Raw genomic sequence first — 17,095 nt, forward strand, 5'->3', positions numbered from 1 at the left:
CGCCGCACCCGGCCCGGGCGGGGCCCCCGGCCCCCCCCCTCCCCCACGCCCGGCCCACGGGGCGCCCACGGCCCTCACCCCCCCCCGCGGCCACCGGCCCCGCCGCGCGCGCGGCGGGGCCGGACGCCGTTCGCGCCGGGACGCGCGTGCCCCGCGCCGTGCGGGTGCGGGCCGCGCCGTGCGGGCGTGCCCCGCGCCGTGCGCGCGTGCCCCGCGCCGTGCGGGCGTGGGCCGTACGGGTGCGACCGGTGCGCGGGCGCGGCCCCGGCCGGTGGTCCGCGGGAGGACGCGGACGCAGGATGGAGGCAGGGCGAGGGGCGCCCGCGGCCGTCCGTGCCGTGACCGTGTGCGTGGCGAGAGGCGATCCGGCCATGGAGCTCACCCTGGTGGTGCTGATCATCGTCGTCGGGCTGGTGTTCGACTTCACCAACGGCTTCCACGACGCCGCGAACGCCATCGCCACCTCCATCTCCACCCGAGCCCTCACGCCCCGCATCGCGCTGGCCATGGCCGCCGTGACGAACTTCGCCGGCGCCTTCCTCGGGACCGAGGTCGCCAAGACCGTCGGCAGCGGCATCATCGGCGCCCCCGAGGACCTGTCGGGCCTGCTGCTGGTGATGTGCGCCCTCCTCGGCGCGATCGGCTGGAACGTCTTCACCTGGTGGCGCGGGCTGCCGACCTCCTCCTCCCACGCCCTGATCGGGGGACTGGTCGGCGCCGCCCTGGCCGCCTCCGCCACCGTGCACTGGTCCGGCATCGTGGACAAGGTCCTGCTGCCCATGCTGCTGTCCCCCCTCGTCGGGGTGGCCCTCGGCTACACGCTGCACGCGGCCGTCCTGTGGACGTTCCGCCACACCGCTCCCCGCCCCCTCACCCGCCGCTTCCGCCTCGCGCAGACCTTCTCCGCCGCCGCCATGGGCCTCGGCCACGGGCTGCAGGACGCGCAGAAGACCATGGGCGTGATCGTGCTGGCACTGGTCACGGCGGGCTGGCAGGAGGACTTCTCCGTACCCGTCTGGGTGGTCGCGGCCGTGGCCGCGGCGATGGCCGCCGGCACCTACAGCGGCGGCCGGCGCATCATCACCACCCTCGGCCGGCGCATCGTCCACCTGGACCCGCCGCGCGGCTTCGCCGCCGAGACCGCCGCCGCGGCCGTCCTCTACACCACCGCGTTCGTCCTCAAGGCCCCGATCTCCACCACCCAGACGATCACCGCGGCCATCCTGGGCGCCGGCGCGACCCGGCGGATCTCGGCCGTGCGCTGGCAGGTGGCCCGCTCCATCGGCACGGCCTGGGTCCTGACCTTCCCCGGGGCCGGACTGCCCGCCGCGGCCCTGTACCTCGTCCTGCACGCCGTCACCGGCCTGTGACCCCAGCCCGGAGGCCCACCATGCCCACCCCGCCCCTCCCCCGGCCGGACCGGCACCCGCGCGCCCGGATCCCCGACGGGCTTCCCGCGCCGGGCCGCTTCGCCCACCTGCACCCCGACGACGGCGCCTGTCTGATGGAGGCCGCCGCCCTGCTGGCCACCGGCCGCTTCACCGACAGTCCGCCCGGCACCCACCCGGTGCTCGCCGCGCTGGCCCGCGCGGTCAACGACGCCGTCGGCGAACCCACCCGGCTCGCCCTGTGGCCGCTGGCCGCGGACCTCGCCGAGGCCGGCCCCGCCGACCGCGCCTACGGGCCGCGCCTGGTCGGCACGGTCGTGGACGCCGCCAGCCGGGTGCGGCCCGGCTCCCGGCGCCTGAGGCGGCGCGGTGCGGCCTGCCACGCCCGGGCCCGGCGCCTGGCCCGGGCCCGCACCCCGGCGGCACCGGCCCGCCTCGCCGACCTGCTGTGGTGGCGCGGCCCCGGCCACCACCACCTCGAACACGCCCTCGGCGTCCTGCTCACCGCGCCCGACGCCGACCGGCGCCTGGCCCTGCTCCTGCGCCGGGCCGTGGCCGAGGCCCGCGCCACCGCGCCGCCCGGGCCGGCCCGGGCGGACACGCCCGCCCGACCGGCCCGGTCCGCACGGGGAGGACCACCATGACCCGGACGCGCGGCGCACCCGGACGGCGCACCCGGCTGCGCTTCGACGGCTGGATCGCGGGCCTGGGCACCTCCTCCGGGACGCGGATCGTGCTGGGCCACTGGCCGCGCTCGCCGTTCGGGCCGTTCAGCGACGTGATGATCGAACGGGCCGACGGGCACCGGCTGCTGCTCGCCCCCACCCGCCGGACGGCGGACTTCGTGAGCGGCACCTACACCTTCGACACGGTGCACGTCGTGCCCGTCGAGGTGAGGGCCGCCGACGACACCTGGACCGTCTCCGCCGGGTCCCTCGCCCTGCGCTTCACCACCGGCCGGCGCGGACTCCTCGGGCTGGCGCTGCGGGCCGTGCCGGGCGCGGTCGCCGCCCGCCCGGCGTGGAGCGCGCTGACGGACCCGCCCGCCCGGCTGCTGCCGGGCGGCGTACGCACCCGCGGCAGCGCCGGCGGCGGACGCCGCGAGTGGTACGGCGCGCGGGACCTGCGGCCGCTCGGGACGGTGTCGGCGGTCCACGAGGGCCGGGACCTCGGGGGCCTGAGGCCGGTCGAGCCCCCCGTGCGCTTCGGGTTCGGCTCGGTGCCCCGCGCACCCGCGCTCGTACGGGTCACCACCACGGTGGAGCTGGAGCGCCGGCCCCCGTTTCCCCGCCGGACCGCCCGGGTACCCGGCGACCTCCCAGGAAGCGAAGGGGACGGACGGCCCATGCGCAGGACGAGAGATGTCGGACGGGCGGACGCGGTCGCGGTGGCGCACGGCGCGTTCAACGTCGTGGGCGGCCTGTGGCCGCTGCTGCATCTGCGCAGCTTCGAGTGGGTCTTCGGGCCCAAGCGCGACGAATGGCTGCAGAGGACGACGGGGGGACTGCTGGTCTCGGCCGGTCTCGCCCAGCTCGCGGCGGTCGCGGACCCGCGGGGCCCGGCCCAGGCCCGCCGCATCGGACTGGGCACCGCCCTCACCCTGCTGGCCGTCGACCTCGTCTACGTGCCCAAGGGCCGGATCCGGCCGACGTACCTCCTGGACGCCGCGATGGAGGCGGGGTGGATCACCGCCTGGCTGCGCGCCTCCCGCGGACCGGGCACGGGCGGGGCGAGGAGGGGCGGCCGGTGAGCGGCCGGCCGGTCCGGGCTCCGGGGCCCGGCGCGCCGCCGGCCGGCGCGGACCGCCGGGCGGCGCCGCGGTCGTGGCCGGCCACCGCGGTGGAGGCGGGGTTCCGTCTGCTGGCCCGCGCGCGCGGCGCCCCCGCCCTGCATCCGCACGGCCTGACCTGCGCCGCCGACCTGGAGGTCGTGGGCGGTGCGGACGGGTTCTCCTGGGGCGCGCCGTGGCTGGACACCCCCGGCCGGTACGCGGCCACGGTACGTCTCTCCCGGGGGGCCGGCCTGCCCCCGCGGCTGCCCGACGCCCTGGGGCTCGCCGTGCGCGTGACGCAGGCGGACGGCCCCGGCCGGCCCCTCGACCTGCTCCTGACCACCAGCGGCCGGGGCCGGATCACCCGCCGTCTGCCCCTGCTGCGCGCCGACGCGCTGGGCGGCCCCTACTCCAGCCTGCTCTCCTACCGGGTCGGCGGCCGCCCCCACCTCCTGGCCGCCTTCCCCCGTCCAGCCCCGCGGGGACCGGTGCACGGCGACCCGGCGAGCCTGGCCGGCGCCCTGGCGGCCGGCCCGCTCGTCCTCGACCTGCGCGCCGCGCCGGCCGGCCGGCCGTGGCGGACGTTCGCCGTGCTGACGGTACGGACCGTGCTGCCCCTGCCGCAGGACGAGAGCCTGGACTTCGACATCTACGCCCACAACCTCCCCGGCCTCGTCCCCGGCGGCACCCTGGCCGCCACCCGCCGCGCCGCCTACCGCGGCTCCCGCACGGGCCGCGGCGGCGCACGGAAGACGTGAGCCGCTGACGGGCGGGAGACGTGAGCCGCCGGCGAGCGGGAGCGGGAGGGCGCCCGGCAGGCCGGGCACGACGGAGGGGCCGCGGTGAGACCGGCGGCCCCTCGGGGTGAGCGGGTGCGTACGGGAGACGAACCGGCTCAAGGAGCCGGCATGCCGCGTCCGCGGCCGGCCGACCGGTTCGACCGGTTCGGCTGGTCCGACCGGTCCGAGCGGGCCGACCGTGCGGCGGCGCTGGCCGCCAGCCCCAGCAGCAGGGCGACGATACCGACGATGACGTTGTTGACGATGCTCCTCGTGGTGCTGACGTCACCCGAGACCACCCACGGGGAGACGATCGTCCACGCGCCCAGCGCGCACGCGGCCCACGCCATGCTGTGGGTCCGCTCGTAGGCGCGCCCGAAACCCCCGCTCATCAGCAGGGCGTACGCGATGCCGACGATCAGGTTGGTGACGGCCAGCGTCGTGAGGTTGTTGAATCCCGCGATCCACGGCGACGCCGCCAGGTAGAGGCCCGTCAGGAAGGCCAGGGTTTCCACGGCCTGGGCCCGGGGGGTGGTCGCCACGCGCTCGGCCGCCTCGTGGCGGGAGCGCATCTCGAGGATGTCGGGGTGGGTTTCCATGGACGGCTGGGAAGAAGTTGCCATTCCTGTCACCTCCGAGGTGAAAGGTCCCCGTGTGCGCAGCACCGAGTACCCACCCCACAGAGCCGAACCACACCAGGACGCACCGGCCTCAGGACCGCACCTGGGCCGCACCGGCCCCCGCCCCGGCGGTCTCCCGCCCGTCCGCATCCGGCCGCCCCGCGTCCTCCCGGCGCAGCCGCACCTCGACGTGGCCGTCGACGATCCGGGTGTCGAAGGCGGGCTGGGGCGCGGTGGCGGGACCGCGTACGTTCCAGCCGTCGGAGAGCCGGAAGACGCTGCCGTGCCAGGGGCACCGGACGCAGCCGTCGGCGACGGTGCCCTCGGACAGCGGCCCCGCGAGGTGGCTGCACCGCTCGGCCAGCGCGTGGATCGTCCCGCCGGATTCGCGGACCACCAGGACGGGCACGTCGTCCACGCTGCGCCGCACCGGCGTGCCGGCCGGGAACTCCTCCACGCCGCCGACCCGGTGCCAGCCCGGTGAGACGACGTGCGGGACCTCTTCGGCGTGGTTGGCGCCGGACGCCTGGCGGTAGGCCATGTGACCGCCCAGCGCCCCGCCCAGGCCGACCGCCGTCAGTCCCAGGAAGCCGTACGCCCGGCCCGCCGTCTCGCGTCCCCGGACGCGGCAGGCGAGCGAGGCGGCGTACAGGCCGACGGCCGCCGCGTTGCTCATGGCGTGCACCAGCCCGACGCGCATCTGCTGGCGGTGCAGCTCCGCCCAGTCCACGGCGCCCGCCAGGGCCGCGGGCGCGGCGGCGGCCAGCCCGAGGCCGACCAGCAGCCGTGCCTCGCGGGAGCGGCCGGGCCGCAGGTCCAGTGCCGCGGCGGACAGCCAGCTCCCGATCGGCACCTGCACCAGCAGCGGGTGCACCGGGTGCCCGAGCCACCTGCCGTGCAGGGCGTCCCGGCCGCGTCCCAGCGGCAGGGCCCGTACCCCCGCCCGGAGCGTTTCGATCACGGAGTCGGCCCGCGGGGTCCGTTCCAGCCGGTCCAGCAGCCACAGGGCCCGGTTCTGCCGCATCCGTCGACGAGGCGTAGTGGTCATGCGCCTCCGGGTCCCCATCCGCCCGGAAGGCAAACGGGGACCCGGAGGGAGGGCGGCGGGGCCGTGGCTCAGCCGCCCGGCCGGATGACCGCGCGGACGCAGCCGTCCGTCTTCTCCTTGAACATCTCGTAGGCCCGCGGCGCGTCCTCCAGGGGCACGTGGTGGGTCGCCAGGTGGGAGGTGCTGATCTCCCCGGCCGCCAGCCGCTCCAGCAGCATCGGGATGTAGCGCTGGCCGTGCTGCTGGGCGCCCCGCAGGGTCAGGCCCTTGTTGACCACCGCGCCGAGCGGGAACTTGTCGACGGCGCCGCCGAAGACGCCGAGGACGAAGACCGTGCCGCCCTTGCGGCAGGCGTGGATGGCCTGCCGTACGGCGGTGGGACGGTCCGTCTGGAGCCGCAGCTGCTGTTTGACCTGGTCGTACAGGTGTACAGGGCTGTCGCTGTGGGCTTCCATGCCGACCGCCTCGATGCACACGTCCGGGCCCCGGCCGCCGGTGCGTTCGCGCAGTTCCGCCCCGACGTCGGTGGCCGTGTAGTCGATGACCTCGCTGCCGATGTGCTGCTCGGTCATCCGCAGCCGCTCGGGGATGCGGTCGATGGAGATCACGCGTTCCGCGCCCAGCAGGATCGCGGCCCGGGCCGCCATCTGCCCCACCGCCCCGCAGCCCCACACGGCGACCACGTCACCGGGCTTGACCCCCGCCAGGTCGGCGCCCATCCAGCCCGTCGGCACCGAGTCGGACACGAACAGGGCGCTGGTGTCGTCGACGCCCTCCGGGACGGGGAAGGCGCCGTAGTCGGCGAAGGGCACGCGCACGTACTCGGCGTGGCTGCCGCGCAGCCCGCCCATGGCGTGCGAGTAGCCGAAGATGCCGCCGGTGTCGTAGCCGAACAGGGCCTGTCCGATGCCGGGGTTGGTGTTGGTGTTGTCGCACAGCGACCACAGGTCGTGGGTGCAGTACCAGCAGCGCCCGCAGCCGACGAACGAGGACACCACCACCCGGTCGCCCGCCTTGTGCCGGCGCACCGCGGCACCGACCTCGACGACCTCGCCGAGGAACTCGTGGCCGATGACGTCCCCGGACCGCATGAAGGGGATGTAGCCGCCGATGAGGTGCAGGTCGGAGCCGCAGGTGGTGCCCGCGATCAGCCGGACGATCACGTCCTGGTCGTTGCGCAGGACGGGATCGGGGACCTGCTCGACGGAGAGCTTGTTGACGCCTTCCCAGCACAGGGCCTTCACAGCACTCCCTCCCCGCCGGCGCGTCGGCCGAGCAGACCGATGAGCTTCCCGCCCGGGGTCTCGCGCGTGGTGGGCGGTGTGTCGGGCAGCATGACCTCGCCCGTCTCCAGCAGCGACTTCGCCGCGCGCAGGGCCCGGCGCAGATCCTGGCGCGGATCGTCACCGGCGAGCCGCGCGGACGGGGAGTACGCGGAGTCCGGCAGCGGCCCCCTCAGCCGTACCGCCAGCTCGGTGCCCCGGTCGCCGGGCGCGGGCCGGATGCGCGTCTCGATCCGGTCGCCGTACTCCCGCAGGGGCGAGGGCAGTTTCTCCGGCTGCACCTCCTCCGGTCCGAGGTTGACCGTCACCGTCAGCCACCGGTCACCGGCGGACGGGTCGGTGAGGCGCGCCGTCGAGCGCCGCGCGGCGACGACGGCCGCGGCGGCGAGCCCCGCGGCCGCCGCGGCCAGCGCCTTCCCGGATGTCATCGACTTCGGGGACGCCACCGGCGGTCACATCCTCCGGCCGGCGGGAGCGTGGCGGCGGGTCAGCAGCGCGCCGAGCGCGATCATGCCGATGCCGAGGAAGAAGTGCAGCCAGTCGTCGGCCGTGTTCACCGGGATGAAGTTGGCGTCGGTGTCGTGGCCGACGAGCAGGCCGTACAGCCACAGCACCAGGTAGATGGCGCCGCCGCCCAGCAGGAACGCGCGGGCGCCGGAGGCGGTGCGTGCCAGGGCGAGGCCCGCGATGCCGAACAGCAGGTGGACGATGTTGTGCAGGATCGACACCTGGAAGATGCCGAGGAGCTCGGCCCGGGAGTCGTGCGAGGCGAACTTCATGGTGTCGTAGTTCGTGGTGATCCCCGGGATGAATCCCAGGATTCCCACCAGCAGGAAGACCAGCCCCACCAGCAGCGCCGCCTGCTGGACGGGGGTCCGAGCCGTGCTCGGGGTGGGCGTGTGCGTCGTCATGGCGGCCGGCCCTTTCCTTTGTGTGGATCCGGTGAACGTCTGTGGGCGGCGAGTACCCCGGTTCGGCGGTGCAATCGGGGAACTTGCGGTCCGCGTTCCGCCGGAAGCCCCTGCCCGTCGGCCAGTTCGACGGATTCCGCCCCGTGGGGTACCGTCCGCGACCACCCCGCCAGGCCCTTCCCGGGCACGCCGCACGCCGTACGCCGTACGCCGCACGCAGCACGCAGCACGCCGCACGGCGTGACGGCGTCCGCGGCCGTCACGCCGTGCGGCGGCTGTCACCGTGCCGCGGCTGTCACCGTGCCGCGGCCGCCATGAGCCTCTCGGCGGCCTCCTCGGTCGTCCGGGGCGGTACGACCAGCAGGTCCCAGCGGCCCAGTCCGGGAGTGAGCAGGACGACGGTGTCCGGCGCGTGGACCGCGGTGGTCCTGTGCAGCTGCACCACCTGGTCGCCGACGAGCATCCGGTCCGGTCCGACGGGCCACGTCGTGCCGTTCACCAGGACGCTGACGATCTGGCCCCAGGCGCGCGGCAGACCGGAGAGCAGCTGCGGGAGTTCCTCCAGGAGGTCGTAGGAGCGGGGCCACCAGGCCCCGTCGATGTGGCGCGGCACGTCGCTGGGCGGCGCCAGGCGCAGCCGGGCGAGGGGGCGGGAGGGCGGCGGGGGCCGCAGGGTGGTGGTCATGGGACACCTGCCGGTTGCTGGTGGGGGCGGGAGGGCGGTCCGGGCGCCGTGCACGGGCGGTGCGCCGCGCGGCGGGGGCGGGTCCGCGGCCGCCCGCGTCGTCCGGCCCGTCACGGGCGGGTTCGTCACCGGGCGCGTTCACGCCGCGTTCCCTGTCCCGGGCCGCCGTGCGGCTGCCCGGTGCCGTGGTGCGCCGGGAACGGCGCCGACGCGGGAGGCGGCGTACGGGGAACTCCCGGTGCTCCCCACGGTACTCCGCCCGCACGGCCCCGGGGCACGGTCACGGACCGGCCGGGGCGGGCGGGGCCAGGCCCGGCTGCCGGGGACCGGACGGAGCTCCCGCGTCCGGCCCGCCCCGCGGCGGTCCCCGGTTCCCCGGCGGAAACCCCGCGCGGGGGCCAGGGGTACCGTGAGGGAGCCGGGGATCCCTCGCGCACCGGTTTCCGTACCGCTGCCGTCACCGGCGATCGACGACGCCGGGCCGGACGCGTCCGCGCCCGGGGCAGGGCTCGCCTCATGACCGTGCACGTGTCCGACCGGCCGACGACCGCCGCATCCGGGCGGAGCGCGGACTCTTCCCCGACGCACGCCGCGCGGCCGCGTCCGCCGCGGGAACAGAACCCGTCGCCGTGGCAGGCCGAGCACCTCCGCGCGCTCAACCGCCGTCAGCTGCAGGACCGGGTCCGGGACGTGGGCGACCTGTACACGCAGACCCGCGGCAGCGCGCCGTGGGAGCTGGACCGGGACCGCGGCGGCTTCCTGCGGCGGCTGGCGGCCGACGTGCGACGGCCGGGCTTCGCCCTGCTGGTCGCGCAGACCACAGTACTGACGGGGTGTGCCTACGGCTTCCCCGTGGGCGACCGCGGGCCCTGGTGGCGGGGCCTGGACGAGCACCTGCCCGGGGACCTGGCGCGGCTCGCGGCGGCCGGGCGGCTCTTCGCGGTCGCCGAGACGCTCGTCGAGCCCGGGGCGCGCGCCCGTCACGGGAACGGCGACTGGAACCTCGCCCGGCGCCTGCACACCCGCCTGCTCGCCGACCACGGCGCGGCCGCCGGCGTGACGCTGGTGAACCGCACCGACACCGGGACGCTCGCGGCCCTGCGCTCGTGGGGCTGGCGGCAGGCCGCCGCGGAGGTGCGGGACGCGCCCCTGCCCGCCTCGCCGTGGCACGCCCTGGTCCTCCGCCCCTGACCTCCGCCCCTGACCTCCGCCCCTGACCTCCGCCTCCGACCTCCGCGCCGGACGGCCGCGCGCACCACGGCCCCGCGGCCCCGCGGGGCCGGTGTCCCGGCGGATTCCCGGGACGGGCGACGGTTCCGGGATCTGTCACGGCCGTAGGAGGATTTCCGCGAGGGCGACTAGAGTTCCGTGCGGGGAACCCCTCCCCGCGGCGGGTCGTGCCCACAGCGGCCCGCGGAAAGGTGCGCATGCCCTCGGAGAGCCGGCCGGCCACCGGCCGCCGCCACCCCGACGAGGACCGCCCGGGCACCGGCGACCGGCTCGACGACGACCACTTCCCCGCCTACACCATGGGCGGGGCCGCGGAGCTGGTCGGCGCCACACCCGGTTTCCTCCGGGCCCTCGGTGAGGCCGGGCTGATCGTCCCGACCAGGTCGGAGGGCGGGCACCGGCGCTACTCGCGCCACCAGCTGCGGCTCGCCGCACGCGCCCGCGAGCTCGTCGACCAGGGAACGCCGGTCGAGGCCGCCTGCCGCATCATCGGCCTCGAGAACCGGCTGGAGGAGTCCCGGCGCGCCAACGAGGAACTGCGCCGCGCGGCCGGCGGCCCCGGCCCGGACGTCTCCGAAACCTGACATCGCCGGAGCAGTTATTCGCCTGTCTCCGGCAAAATCTTTCTCGGTATATTCCCCGGTGATTTATCCGCGCGCCTCCTCCTTGCATTCCGCGGGTTTTCTCGTGCTAGGCTTATCAGCAGTTGCAGGTGTGGTTGCCGTTTGTCATGGATTTCTCGGCAGTTGATCATCGCAGCGATACGGAGGCCCGCAAAGTGCGGGTCTTCAGCACTGCCTGAGAGGTATTGACATGGCTACTGGTACCGTGAAGTGGTTCAACGCGGAAAAGGGCTTCGGCTTCATCGAGCAGGACGGCGGCGGCCCCGACGTCTTCGCCCACTACTCGAACATCGCCACCCAGGGCTTCCGTGAGCTGCTGGAGGGCCAGAAGGTGACCTTCGACGTCACCCAGGGTCAGAAGGGCCCGCAGGCGGAGAACATCGTTCCCGCCTGACACCGGCGCGCACGAGCGAATCAGGGGCCCGCACCTCGGGGTGCGGGCCCCTTTCGCGTCCCCTCACGTCCGCCGTGCCCCCGTGTTTCCGCGCTTTCTCCACCGGTGGGAACCGGAGGGAAGAGGAGATCCATGCCGCCGAACCAGCCGCACCCCGTACGGCGCCCCGTCACGGAGACGACCGGCCGGGGGGACCGTACCGCTCGTGACGCCATGACCGCCGCGGGACCGCAGCTCCCCGACGACACGGAGATCGACGTGGCCCTGTCGGTGCTCGCCGGCGCCGGGGTGGACCACCTGCTCGTCCGGGACGACGACGGCATGTGCTCAGGACTCGTCACCCGGGCCGACCTCGCCGCCCACCGGGCCGGTTCGTGGTTCCGGGAGGAGACCCGCCTGCGGGACATCGTCCACGACCGGGGCCCGTTCACCGCCGCGGACACCGCGCTCGGCACCGCCGACGGCGCCATGCGCGACCGGATGCTCGGCGCGTCCCCCGTGGTCGACGCCCAGGGATACGCCCTCGGTGTCCTGACCCGCGCACGCTGACCGCGGCCGGCCCCGGAACCTCCGGCACGGCCGGCCCCCGACCGGGGGCGGCCTGCGCGCGGTCCCCGGTCACGACCCGCGCCGCGCCGCCCGGGGCCGTGCGCCGGGACGGCCCGGGCCGTCCCGGCTCCCCGCTTCACACGCCCGCTCGACCTGTGCCGCCGAGAAGGGCCGACGCGGTCTGGAACGCGGTGGCGCCGCTCGGCGGCGCGTCCACAGGAGCGTCCGCGGGCGCGGCGTGGCAGGTGAAACCGAGACGGGTCATGGCCCGGGTGACCTCGCCGCCGGTGAAGTCGCGGCGGTCCTGGCGGGTGATGACCTGGCCCACCTGCTTGACGGGGTAGCGGCGGCGGCCGATGGTGACGGACTCACCCGTGATCGGTTCGGGTGTGATGCCCTTCATCGAGGCCACCACCCCCTCCTTGGTCAGCTCGAACGGGTACCGGGCGATGACACAGCGCATGATGCCTCACAGGGAGAAAAGGGGAACGGGGCTGAGCGGGACCGGCGGGACACACCGGCGGGAGCGGACCACAGCAGGGGGGCCGTCCGGACCGGTGCCGGAAGTGCCCCCCTCGGCCCCGGAGGGCCCTGTGATCCATGATCGCTCCGGGCCGCCGAGCCGGCGGCCGGGCCGGCCGGGCTAGGCGGCCGGGTCGAAGGCGCGCTGCCGCTGTGCCCCGCGGCGCGCCGCCTCGCCGGCGGTCCGGCCCTGGCTCGCACGGCTCCGGCGGCCCCGGCGCGAGGACGACGAGCGGCGGGGCCGCTCCACGGCCGGCGCGGCGATGACGACCGGGACACCGGAAGGGGCCTGGGCGCCCGTGATGCGGCTCAGCTCCGCCTCCCCCGGACGCACCTGGGTGATCCGCGGGGTGATGCCGGCCGTGACCATGAGCCGGCTCATGTCGCGGCGCTGGTCCGGGGTCACCAGGGTGACGACGCTGCCGGACTCGCCGGCGCGGGCCGTACGGCCGCCGCGGTGCAGGTAGTCCTTGTGGTCGCCGGGCGGGTCCACGTTGACGACCAGGTCGAGGCTGTCGACGTGGATCCCGCGCGCCGCGACGTTGGTCGCCACCAGGACCGTCACGTCCCCGCTCTTGAACTGCGCGAGGGTGCGCGTGCGCTGCGGCTGGGACTTGCCGCCGTGCAGGGCCGCGGCGCGCACGCCGCTGTTCAGCAGGTGCTTGGTCAGCCGGTCCACGGCGTGCTTGGTGTCCAGGAACATGATCACCCGGCCGTCCCGCGCCGCGATCTCGGTCGTCGTCCGGTGCTTGTCCGCGTCGTGCACGTGCAGGACGTGGTGCTCCATCGTGGTGACCGCGCCCGCCGAGGGGTCGACGGAGTGGACCACGGCGTCGGTCAGGTAGCGGCGGACCAGCAGGTCGACGTTGCGGTCCAGGGTGGCCGAGAACAGCAGCCGCTGCCCCTCCGGGCGCACCTGGTCGAGCAGGGCGGTGACCTGCGGCATGAAGCCCATGTCGGCCATCTGGTCGGCCTCGTCGAGGACCGTGATCCCGACCTGGTCCAGCCGGCAGTCCCCCCGGTCGATGAGGTCCTTGAGCCGTCCGGGCGTGGCGACGACCACCTCCGCCCCGGCACGCAGCGCGGCGGCCTGCCTGCCGAGCGACGTCCCGCCGACGACGGTGGCCAGCCGCAGGCTCACGGCGCGGGCGTAGGGAGTGAGCGCGTCGGTGACCTGCTGGGCGAGCTCACGGGTGGGGACGAGGACCAGCGCGAGGGGCTGCCGCGGCTCGGCGCGCCGCCCCGCGGTGCGGGCCAGGACGGCGAGGCCGAAGGCGAGGGTCTTGCCCGAACCGGTACGGCCGCGGCCCAGTACGTCACGACCGGCCAGGGAGTTCGGCAGGGTCGCCGCCTGGATCGGGAACGGTACGGTCACGCCCTCGTGGCCGAGCTCGGCCAGCAGCCGCTCCGGCAGGGCGAGTTCGGCGAACGACTCGACGGCGGGCAGCGCGGGCGTGACCGTCTTCGGCAGTGCGAACTCGCCGGACGCGGCCTGCCGGTTTCCGCTCCCCTTGTTCCCCTTGTATCCCTTGTATCCCTGGGAACGGCGCGGAGCGCCGGAGCGTTGGCCGGCGCCCGCCTGGGAGCTGCCGTAGGTGCGGGTGGTGCGTGCGCGATTCATGCGGAACCTTCCTCGGTGCGGCACGTAGCAAGGAATTCCCGCAGCGAGAAGCGGCGCAGAGAATCGCGAGAACGAGCCAAAGAGAACTGGGGCCCGCACCCCAAGGTGCGGGCCCCAGTCATGAAGTGTGCGACGGTGTCCTCGTCAGGCGGGAACGATGTTCTCGGCCGTCGGGCCCTTCTGGCCCTGCGCGATGTCGAAGGTCACCTTCTGGCCCTCCAGCAGCTCGCGGAAGCCCTGGGTGGCGATGTTCGAGTAGTGGGCGAAGACGTCGGCGCCGCCGCCGTCCTGCTCGATGAAGCCGAAGCCCTTTTCCGCGTTGAACCACTTCACGGTACCGGTAGCCATTTTTTCTCCTTCGGAGGCGGTGTCGGGAATACGCCCTGTGCGTATTCCGTGTCGCCGTGATGATCACCCCGTAGGAAAATGAACCTTCTGGCAACCTCACCTGCAACTGAGATCGACAGTAGCACGGTGCGATCGGCCGTGTGCGGTCGATGATTTCGCACCGGACGGCGTCCCGGGAATACTGACCGGGCGCCGCACTTATTTCTCATCCCACCGGAACAGATATCCCCCCGCGCGGACGTGCCGTGCGAACCGGACCCGCGCGGGCCCGGCGCCATGACCTCCGACGATGCCGCCGTCGGCGCCGGACGCGGACGGCGGCGGCGGACGCGCCGGGGCGGCCCGGTCGCGACGAACGTCACATCTCACCCGGAGCCGGTTCCGGGGCCGGTTCCGGGGCCTGATCCGGGGCCCGGCACGCGGCGGTCACCCCTCTCCCGCCGGCGGGAGGGGCGCCTGCGCGCCGCCCCCCTCGGGGCGGGCGGTGGCAGGGCCCACGGGGACGTCCCCGCGCAGCGTGATGCGGTGCATGACGCGGTGCCGGTCGCCGTAGTCGCGGTTGGCGTAGTGGGCCGTGCTGCGGTTGTCCCACAGGGCGACGTCGCCCGGCTGCCAGCGGTGGCGCACGATGTGCTCGGGCTTGGTGAGGTGGGCGTAGAGGATGTCGAGGAGGCCCCGGCTCTCGTGCTCCGAGACACCGACGATGTGCGAGGTGAAACCGGGGTTGACGAACAGGCCCTTGCGGCCGCTCTCGGGGTGCACCCGCACCACCGGGTGCTCCACCGGCGTCAGCCGGGTGAACACCTCGCCCTCCCACAGGTTGCCGCGGCCCTGCCGGCGCTGGGCCAGGTAGTAGCCGAACTCGCGGGTGCCGTCGTGGACGGCGGTGAGCGTGTCGACGTACGCCCGCAGGCCCGGCGAGAGCGACTCGTAGGCGAGCTGGCTGTCGGCCCAGTTGGTGTCGCCGCCGTTGGGCGGCAGCACCACGGCCCGCAGGACGGAGATCGCGGGCGGCCGCCGGACGAACGTCACGTCCGTGTGCCACACGTCGGCGAACCCGTTGTCCTGGCTGTCCAGGGAGTACACCTCGGGGGCCACGTCACCGGAGTCGTGGACCGGGTGCCCGACGGTGACCTCGCCCAGCCGCCTGCCGAACTCGATCTGCGCGTCGTCGTCCAGGCCGTCCTGTCCGCGCACGAACAGCACCTTGTACCGCACGAGCGCCTCGCGGAGCGCGAGGACCTGGTCGTCGTCGAGGCGGCCGAGGTCGATGCCGCGGATCTCGGCACCGAAGTGCGGACCGAGCTCGGTGATCGGCAACCGCGCCACCGCGGGCCGGACGCTGAGGATGCTCATGTACTTGTCCTTTCCTTCGTTCTCTGTCGTTGTCCGCCGGCGTCCGCCTGCATCTGCTGTCGTCCGCCGGCGTCCGTCGCGGATACGGCGGTCAGGCCGCCGCGGCGCTCTTCACGGCATGGGAGACCCGCGCCCGCAACTCGGCGAACTCCCGCGACCCGCGCAGTTCTTCGGCGTCGACGTCGCCGCGCGGCAGGGGGATCGGCAGGTCAAGGGCCACGGTCCCGGGGCCCTTGGTCAGCACGACGATGCGCGAACCGAGGAACACCGCCTCGTCCGCCGAGTGCGTCACGAACACCGTGGTCCGCCCGGCCCGGGCGGTCACCCGGCGGACGTCCTCCTGGAGCCGTTCCCGGGTCAGTGCGTCCAGCGCCGCGAACGGCTCGTCCAGCAGCAGGAGCGGGTTCTCGGCGGCCAGCGCCCGGGCGATGGCGACGCGCTGCTGCTGGCCGCCGGAGATCTCCCAGGTGCGCCGCTTCTCGGTGCCCTCCAGGCCGACCCGCGCCAGCAACTCCGCCCGGCGCCGCGGCCACTGGGAACGGTCGACGCCCGCGTACCGCAGGGCCAGGTCCACGTTGCCCCGCACGGTCCGCCACGGGAACAGCCGCGGCGTCTGGAACACCACGCCGGCCGTCTCACCGGGCCGCGGCTCGGCGCCGGATACCCGCACCGAGCCGTGGGTGGGCCGCTCGAACCCGGCGATCAGCCGCAGCAGCGTGCTCTTGCCGCAGCCGGAGGCGCCCACCAGCACCAGGAACTCGCCGGCGGGGACGGTCAGATCGACGGGCCCCACGGCGGTGACGGTCTCGCCGCCCCGGCCGTACCGGTGGACGACGTGGTCTAGCCGGACGGAGCCCGCGCTCCCGGTGTCCGCGCTCCGGGCGGCCGTCGTGGTCTCACTTGAGGACATCGGGCAGCCCCTTGAGGTAGAAGGCCTTGCGGACGGCCTCCCGGGACGGCGCGGCGCCGATCTGCTTCTGGCCCGCCAGGAACCGCCCGGTGTCGGTGACGTAGGCCAGCAGCCTGCCCGGGTTGCCGTCGGTGCCCAGCCAGTCGGCGGAGACCACCTGTTCCGGGGTGAGGAAGACCCCCTGCGCGAGCTGGGCCCTGGCGTCCGCCGCACTGATGCCGAGCTCGGCCGCGACGGCCTTCACCGAGCCGTCGGGGTCGGACTTGAGCAGCCGCAGCGCCTCGGCCTGCACCTTCCGCCAGACGTCGATCGCCCGCGGGTCCCGGGCGATCAGGTCGTCCGACACGACGGCCAGGTCCAGGGTGGGTTTGCCGCCGGCGCCGATCTGCTTGCTGCTGGTGAGCTGGGTGCCGGTCCCGCGCAGCTCGTCCAGGGTGGGCAGCCACACGTACGCGGCGTCGATGTCCCCCCGCTGCCAGGCGGCGAGGATCGCCTGCGGCTGCAGGTCGACGAGCTTGACGTCGGAGGTCTTCAGACCGGCCTTCTCCAGTGCCGCCAGCAGGCTGTAGTGCGAGGTGGAGGCGAAGGGCGTGGCGACGGTCCTGCCCCGGAGGCCGGCGACGTCGGAGACACCGGTGGCCCTGCGCGCCACGAGCGCCTCGTTCTCGCCCGCCACGTCGAGGATCCACGCGACCTTGTACGGGATCGGCGAGGGCCCGGACACCCCCCGGGCGAACGGGCTCGACCCCAGGGCGGCTATGTCGAGGGACTTGCCGAGGAAGGCCTGGTTGACACTGGCACCGGAGTCGAACTTGATCCACGTGATCTCGTGGTCGGGCAGCGCCTTCTCCAGCAGCTTCCTGTTCTTCACGATCAGATCGCCGCTGGGGAAGGCGAAGTAGCCGATGCGCAGCCTCCTGGAGCCGCCGGACGAGGAGGCCTCGCTGTCGGAGGAGCAGCCGGTGACGGCCGCGGAGGCGGCGGCGAGGGCGCCGGCGAGCAGCAGGCGGCGGGAAGGGCCTTGCGGGACACGGGACATGGCGGAGCCGTTTCTGTG

At 74.9% G+C, this 17,095-nt stretch carries 19 protein-coding genes and 1 pseudogene; 8 read left to right on the plus strand and 12 right to left on the minus strand.

The features are described 5' to 3' along the window. The first annotated feature begins 371 nt into the window (after positions 1-371). The 4 genes and pseudogenes from AB0L29_RS33540 (at position 372) to AB0L29_RS33555 (ending at position 3,917) form a co-directional block, all read left to right on the plus strand. Positions 372-1,370 (plus strand): inorganic phosphate transporter, encoded by a 999-nt coding sequence (locus AB0L29_RS33540; RefSeq protein ID WP_365832803.1) that lies wholly within the window; start codon positions 372-374, stop codon positions 1,368-1,370. Positions 1,371-1,390: 20 nt separating this feature from the next. Then, positions 1,391-2,032 (plus strand): hypothetical protein, encoded by a 642-nt coding sequence (locus AB0L29_RS33545; protein WP_365832805.1) that lies wholly within the window; start codon positions 1,391-1,393, stop codon positions 2,030-2,032. After that, positions 2,029-2,655 (plus strand): annotated as a pseudogene (locus tag AB0L29_RS33550) (hypothetical protein); the annotation flags it as partial. The gene AB0L29_RS33545 and the pseudogene AB0L29_RS33550, both read left to right, overlap by 4 nt. A gap of 479 nt (positions 2,656-3,134) precedes the next feature. Beyond that, positions 3,135-3,917 (plus strand): phosphodiesterase, encoded by a 783-nt coding sequence (locus AB0L29_RS33555; RefSeq protein WP_365832807.1) that lies wholly within the window; start codon positions 3,135-3,137, stop codon positions 3,915-3,917. A gap of 137 nt (positions 3,918-4,054) precedes the next feature. Here AB0L29_RS33555 and AB0L29_RS33560 read toward each other — a convergent pair whose 3' ends face one another. From AB0L29_RS33560 to AB0L29_RS33585, 6 genes are all read right to left on the minus strand, one after another. Next, positions 4,055-4,537 carry an SPW repeat protein gene (locus AB0L29_RS33560; RefSeq protein WP_365832877.1) on the minus strand — a complete coding sequence of 161 codons (483 nt, stop codon included), beginning with the start codon at positions 4,535-4,537 and terminating at the stop codon, positions 4,055-4,057. Positions 4,538-4,649: 112 nt separating this feature from the next. Then, positions 4,650-5,582 carry a Rieske (2Fe-2S) protein gene (locus AB0L29_RS33565; protein ID WP_365832879.1) on the minus strand — a complete coding sequence of 311 codons (933 nt, stop codon included), beginning with the start codon at positions 5,580-5,582 and terminating at the stop codon, positions 4,650-4,652. A 92-nt stretch (positions 5,583-5,674) separates the two neighbouring features. Further along, a complete protein-coding gene (locus AB0L29_RS33570) occupies positions 5,675-6,850 on the minus strand; it encodes a zinc-dependent alcohol dehydrogenase (protein WP_365832809.1) in 1,176 nt (391 codons plus the stop codon). Then, positions 6,847-7,335, minus strand: coding sequence for a hypothetical protein (locus AB0L29_RS33575; RefSeq protein WP_365832811.1), 489 nt, complete (start codon positions 7,333-7,335; stop codon positions 6,847-6,849). The genes AB0L29_RS33570 and AB0L29_RS33575 overlap by 4 nt, the downstream gene beginning before the upstream one ends. Before the next feature lie 6 nt (positions 7,336-7,341). Beyond that, positions 7,342-7,800 (minus strand): DUF4383 domain-containing protein, encoded by a 459-nt coding sequence (locus AB0L29_RS33580; RefSeq protein WP_365832813.1) that lies wholly within the window; start codon positions 7,798-7,800, stop codon positions 7,342-7,344. Positions 7,801-8,095: 295 nt separating this feature from the next. Continuing rightward, entirely contained in the window at positions 8,096-8,485 is a 390-nt protein-coding gene (locus AB0L29_RS33585) for a DUF5994 family protein (RefSeq protein ID WP_365832815.1), read from the minus strand. A 516-nt stretch (positions 8,486-9,001) separates the two neighbouring features. Here AB0L29_RS33585 and AB0L29_RS33590 point away from each other — a divergent pair. The 4 genes from AB0L29_RS33590 (at position 9,002) to AB0L29_RS33605 (ending at position 11,281) form a co-directional block, all read left to right on the plus strand. Beyond that, the gene (locus AB0L29_RS33590) at positions 9,002-9,676 is read left to right on the plus strand and encodes a hypothetical protein (RefSeq protein WP_365832817.1); all 675 of its coding nucleotides are present in this window, start codon (positions 9,002-9,004) and stop codon (positions 9,674-9,676) included. A 236-nt stretch (positions 9,677-9,912) separates the two neighbouring features. Next, positions 9,913-10,299, plus strand: coding sequence for a MerR family transcriptional regulator (locus AB0L29_RS33595; protein ID WP_365832819.1), 387 nt, complete (start codon positions 9,913-9,915; stop codon positions 10,297-10,299). Positions 10,300-10,528: 229 nt separating this feature from the next. Beyond that, entirely contained in the window at positions 10,529-10,732 is a 204-nt protein-coding gene (locus AB0L29_RS33600) for a cold-shock protein (protein WP_365832821.1), read from the plus strand. A gap of 132 nt (positions 10,733-10,864) precedes the next feature. Continuing rightward, positions 10,865-11,281: a CBS domain-containing protein gene (locus AB0L29_RS33605; protein WP_365832823.1), complete on the plus strand. Its 417-nt coding sequence runs from the start codon at positions 10,865-10,867 to the stop codon at positions 11,279-11,281. Positions 11,282-11,417: 136 nt separating this feature from the next. On the opposite strand, the gene AB0L29_RS33610 is transcribed toward AB0L29_RS33605, so the two are convergent. The 6 genes from AB0L29_RS33610 to AB0L29_RS33635 form a co-directional block, all read right to left on the minus strand. After that, positions 11,418-11,744 (minus strand): SCO5918 family protein, encoded by a 327-nt coding sequence (locus AB0L29_RS33610; protein WP_365832825.1) that lies wholly within the window; start codon positions 11,742-11,744, stop codon positions 11,418-11,420. Between the two features lie 180 nt (positions 11,745-11,924). Continuing rightward, the gene (locus AB0L29_RS33615; RefSeq protein WP_365832827.1) at positions 11,925-13,424 is read right to left on the minus strand and encodes a DEAD/DEAH box helicase; all 1,500 of its coding nucleotides are present in this window, start codon (positions 13,422-13,424) and stop codon (positions 11,925-11,927) included. 144 nt (positions 13,425-13,568) lie between these two features. Further along, the gene (locus AB0L29_RS33620; protein ID WP_359325161.1) at positions 13,569-13,772 is read right to left on the minus strand and encodes a cold-shock protein; all 204 of its coding nucleotides are present in this window, start codon (positions 13,770-13,772) and stop codon (positions 13,569-13,571) included. A 426-nt stretch (positions 13,773-14,198) separates the two neighbouring features. Then, a complete protein-coding gene (locus tag AB0L29_RS33625; protein WP_365832830.1) occupies positions 14,199-15,128 on the minus strand; it encodes a TauD/TfdA family dioxygenase in 930 nt (309 codons plus the stop codon). 91 nt (positions 15,129-15,219) lie between these two features. Next, entirely contained in the window at positions 15,220-16,038 is an 819-nt protein-coding gene (locus AB0L29_RS33630; protein WP_365832832.1) for an ABC transporter ATP-binding protein, read from the minus strand. Next, complete coding sequence (locus AB0L29_RS33635; RefSeq protein ID WP_365832834.1) at positions 16,025-17,077, minus strand: ABC transporter substrate-binding protein; 1,053 nt, start codon at positions 17,075-17,077, stop codon at positions 16,025-16,027. Before AB0L29_RS33635 ends, AB0L29_RS33630 begins: the two co-directional genes overlap by 14 nt. Positions 17,078-17,095: the final 18 nt, after the last annotated feature.

This window comes from Streptomyces sp. NPDC052701 (assembly GCF_040678355.1).
In the GTDB taxonomy this organism is placed as follows: Bacteria; Actinomycetota; Actinomycetes; order Streptomycetales; family Streptomycetaceae; genus Streptomyces.

Bases quoted from the DNA above. Each gene is read 5' to 3' on its own strand.
- AB0L29_RS33615 (WP_365832827.1), bottom strand. From the start codon at position 13,424: ATGAATCGCGCACGCACCACCCGCACCTACGGCAGCTCCCAGGCGGGC.
- AB0L29_RS33625 (WP_365832830.1), bottom strand. From the start codon at position 15,128: ATGAGCATCCTCAGCGTCCGGCCCGCGGTGGCGCGGTTGCCGATCACC.
- AB0L29_RS33590 (WP_365832817.1), top strand. From the start codon at position 9,002: ATGACCGTGCACGTGTCCGACCGGCCGACGACCGCCGCATCCGGGCGG.
- AB0L29_RS33630 (WP_365832832.1), bottom strand. From the start codon at position 16,038: ATGTCCTCAAGTGAGACCACGACGGCCGCCCGGAGCGCGGACACCGGG.
- AB0L29_RS33560 (WP_365832877.1), bottom strand. From the start codon at position 4,537: ATGGAAACCCACCCCGACATCCTCGAGATGCGCTCCCGCCACGAGGCG.
- AB0L29_RS33600 (WP_365832821.1), top strand. From the start codon at position 10,529: ATGGCTACTGGTACCGTGAAGTGGTTCAACGCGGAAAAGGGCTTCGGC.
- AB0L29_RS33585 (WP_365832815.1), bottom strand. From the start codon at position 8,485: ATGACCACCACCCTGCGGCCCCCGCCGCCCTCCCGCCCCCTCGCCCGG.
- AB0L29_RS33605 (WP_365832823.1), top strand. From the start codon at position 10,865: ATGCCGCCGAACCAGCCGCACCCCGTACGGCGCCCCGTCACGGAGACG.
- AB0L29_RS33540 (WP_365832803.1), top strand. From the start codon at position 372: ATGGAGCTCACCCTGGTGGTGCTGATCATCGTCGTCGGGCTGGTGTTC.
- AB0L29_RS33595 (WP_365832819.1), top strand. From the start codon at position 9,913: ATGCCCTCGGAGAGCCGGCCGGCCACCGGCCGCCGCCACCCCGACGAG.
- AB0L29_RS33545 (WP_365832805.1), top strand. From the start codon at position 1,391: ATGCCCACCCCGCCCCTCCCCCGGCCGGACCGGCACCCGCGCGCCCGG.
- AB0L29_RS33620 (WP_359325161.1), bottom strand. From the start codon at position 13,772: ATGGCTACCGGTACCGTGAAGTGGTTCAACGCGGAAAAGGGCTTCGGC.
- AB0L29_RS33610 (WP_365832825.1), bottom strand. From the start codon at position 11,744: ATGCGCTGTGTCATCGCCCGGTACCCGTTCGAGCTGACCAAGGAGGGG.
- AB0L29_RS33565 (WP_365832879.1), bottom strand. From the start codon at position 5,582: ATGCGGCAGAACCGGGCCCTGTGGCTGCTGGACCGGCTGGAACGGACC.
- AB0L29_RS33635 (WP_365832834.1), bottom strand. From the start codon at position 17,077: ATGTCCCGTGTCCCGCAAGGCCCTTCCCGCCGCCTGCTGCTCGCCGGC.
- AB0L29_RS33580 (WP_365832813.1), bottom strand. From the start codon at position 7,800: ATGACGACGCACACGCCCACCCCGAGCACGGCTCGGACCCCCGTCCAG.